Raw genomic sequence first — 3,148 nt, forward strand, 5'->3', positions numbered from 1 at the left:
CCACGAAGCCTTCCACGATCACGCGTCCGGCCCCGGCGCGCCCGGCGGTCTGGGCGTAGTCCCAGCTGGCCTGGGCCTGGGCCTCGTCGCGGGCCACGCTCTGGCCCTTGCCCGAGGAGGACATCACCGGCTTGACCACGCAGGGGAAGCCGATCTCCCGGCAGGCGGCCAGAAACTCCTCGCGCGTGTCCGCGAAGCGGTAGGGCGAGGTGGCCAGGCCCAGCTCCTCGGCGGCCAGGCGGCGGATGCCCTCGCGGTCCATGGTCAGGCGGGCGGCCCGGGCCGTGGGCGTCACCTGGTAGCCTTCGGCCTCCAGCTTCAGGAGTTCCTCGGTGGCGATGGCCTCGATCTCGGGCACGATGTGGTGCGGCCGCTCGGCCTCGATGATCCGGCGCAGGGCCTGGGCGTCGAGCATGCTCACCACATGGGAGCGGTGGGCCACCTGCATGGCGGGCGCGTCGGGGTAGCGGTCCACGGCGATGACCTCCACGCCAAGACGCTGGGCCTCGATGGCCACCTCCTTGCCGAGTTCGCCCGCGCCCAGCAGCAGCAGCCTGGTGGCGGAAGGGGTGAGCGGGGTGCCGATGCGCGTCATGAAGGCCTCCTGGCGGTGGGGTGGTAGGACGCGCAATCATACACGCAAGCGCCCCGGAGGACAATTTCCCTTCTGCCGCCGGGGCGGTGCGGCTTCAGCAGGCGGTCACGTCCCGCACCATGGCCGCCACGCAGAGCCGCACCCCGACCGCGACCGCCGCGCCCGTGCGCAGACGCGCGGCCATTGGCCCCACAGGGCGCGCTACGACCCGGCCGGGCCGCCGGGGCTCAGGCTGAGGGAGTCGTAGACCACGGGGAAGGTCCGCCGCGTCACCTCGCGCACGTGACGGCTGCGCAGGTCGAAGCCCCGGGCGAAGGCCGCGCGCCGCTCCGGACAGGTGAGCAGCTCCTGGTGCATCTCCTGCCAGTCCTTGGCCGCGCGCAGCCCCCGGCCGTAGACGCGCGACCAGGTGTACTCCTCGGCCCAGGCCCGGCCTTGCGCGCCCAGGTCCAGGTAGTGGGTGGTCTGGTCCAGGAGGTCCATGGTCCGCCTGTCGTAGGCGTACACCTGGTAGCCCGGGTTGTTGCCCGTGACGGGCGAGATGGAGGGGGCCATGCGCAGGGCGGACACCGGGGCCTCCCCGGGCCTGGGCGAGACCAGCCGGAACTCGTCGCGGTGCACGTGGCCCGCCAGGCTGGCGCGCACCGTGGCGGCGTGCTTCACCAGAAGCCCGGCCTGCACGCCGGACCAGCCGCCCGTGAGCAACGGGTCGTAGACGTCCCTGCCCGTCTTGCGGAACTTGGTGGCCGTGGCCTTGGTGTTGTCCCCGGGCGGCACGTGCCCCATGAGCCACGCCTTCACGCCCTGGCGCTCGGCCTCGTCCAGTTCGCGCTCCAGGAAGTCCCGCACGGCCGCTCCGGCGTTCTGGTGGGGCGAGCGCTTGGTCCAGAAGATGTTGTTGAACACCACGAGGCGCGCCCCGGCCGGTCCGGGCAGGGTCAGGGAATAGCAGCCCAGCTGGGGGTAGGACTCCAGGAAGCGCGCCCGGGAGGCGTCGTCCCTGAGGGCCAGGCGCGCGGCCAGGGGGGCGGTGGCCGAGAGGAAGGGACTTCGCGGCGCGATGCCGTAATCGCCCTCGGCGCTGTCGTTGTTGCCCAGGGCCGGATAGAGCGACGCGCCGGGGAAGCGGCGGGTCACCTCGGTCAGGAAGTATTCGGCGGTCTTGGCGATGAAGGCCAGCAGGCCCTGGGGCGAGGCGTCGCCGGAGAGGCGGGGATAGAGGGCCCAGAAGTCGTGGCAGAGCATGTCGCCGGGGAAGAGCAGGAAGTCCGGGGCCGGGAGGCGGCGGGCCATGTCGTCCAGGAAGGACTGGAAGAGGGCGTCGCCGGTGTCCTTGCCATAGGGGCCGAAACCCTGTCCGGGCGCGGCCAGGATCTCCCGCCAGTTGGCCGCCGGGGCGGCGGCCAGGGCCTTCACGCGGGAGGGGTCGGCGAAGGGGTCGAAGTGCACGTCGGAGAAGAGCAGGAAGCGCCCCAGGTTCGCCGGGTCGGTGACCGTTGAGGAGGCCGGATCGCCCTCGGTGCAGAGCACGGGCGGGTCGTCGGGCCTGGCGGCCAGGAGCAGGGACGGCGCGGCCAGGGCGGCGGCCCCGGCCCCGACACCCGAGAGGAGCAGGCGCAGGAAGGTCCTGCGGTCCGTAGGCGTTGCGTGCGTGAGGCGTCTCATGTGCCCTCCTCCGTGCTGTGGCGCGCCCGGTTGTATGTCCCGGGGGCAGGGGGTGGCGCGGGGCGGCCGCGCCCGCCTGGAATACTTGCGAACCGGGTCGCCCGGAACCTGGGACAGGTGTGCACGCACTTGCGCGTGGCTGACAAGGAAAATGTCCCGTCCGCGCGTGCCGAACCCCTGCGGGGCTTGCGCCTCGCGCCCGCATGGTCCACTCTGCCGGGCCTGCCCGGCCGGGAAGTCCCCGCCGAAGGCACCCGAGGAGGACATCATGGGAGTGGATGACGTGCTGGCCCAGCTTGAGGCCCACGGGCTGGCCCACCGTTTCGTGCGCTGCGAGACCTCCAGCGCCACCGTGGCCCTGGCCGCCCAGGCCCTGGGCTGCGAAGAGGGGCGCATCGCCAAGACCCTGGCCTTCGCCACGGCCAGGGGGCCGGTGGTGGTGGTGGCCATGGGCCTCGCCCGGCTGAACAATGCGAAATTCAAGGCTTTCTTCGGCGAGAAGGCGCGCTTTCCCCAGGCCGGGGACCTCCCCGGGCTGGTGGGGCATCCCGCCGGCGGGGTGTGCCCCTTCGCCCTCAAGGAGGGCGTGCGCGTCTGCCTGGACGAGAGCCTCAAGGCCTACGACCCGGTCTATCCCGCCGCCGGAGCCCCGGACAACGCCGTGCGCCTCACCCTGGAGGAGCTGGAGCGCGTCACGGGCGGCGAGTGGGTGGACGTGTGCGTGGTCCCCGCGCCCGAGGCCTCCTGACGGTCCCGGTGCGCGCCGGGAAGCTCGGTGCGGCCCGCACGCCGTGCGGCCGGGCGCTCAGGGTTTGCGGCAGGCGGCGTGCGCGCCGCGCACGTGGCTGGCCGCGCCCGCCCCGGGCTCCCGCGCCTCCTGGACGGCGC

General features: G+C 73.3%; 3 protein-coding genes. 1 reads left to right on the plus strand and 2 read right to left on the minus strand.

The features are described 5' to 3' along the window. Both ACV4UX_RS19525 and ACV4UX_RS19530 read right to left on the minus strand, forming a co-directional pair. On the minus strand, positions 1-595 hold a 595-nt coding region (locus ACV4UX_RS19525; protein ID WP_491594939.1), incomplete at its 3' end, for an ATP-grasp domain-containing protein. Positions 596-796: 201 nt separating this feature from the next. Beyond that, complete coding sequence (locus tag ACV4UX_RS19530) at positions 797-2,260, minus strand: acid sphingomyelinase family protein (protein WP_491594940.1); 1,464 nt, start codon at positions 2,258-2,260, stop codon at positions 797-799. Positions 2,261-2,528: 268 nt separating this feature from the next. Between ACV4UX_RS19530 and ACV4UX_RS19535 the strand changes: the two genes are divergently transcribed. Continuing rightward, positions 2,529-3,008, plus strand: a complete 480-nt coding sequence (locus ACV4UX_RS19535) for a YbaK/EbsC family protein (protein ID WP_491594941.1) — start codon at positions 2,529-2,531, stop codon at positions 3,006-3,008. Positions 3,009-3,148: the final 140 nt, after the last annotated feature.

The organism is Fundidesulfovibrio sp. (assembly GCF_058402725.1).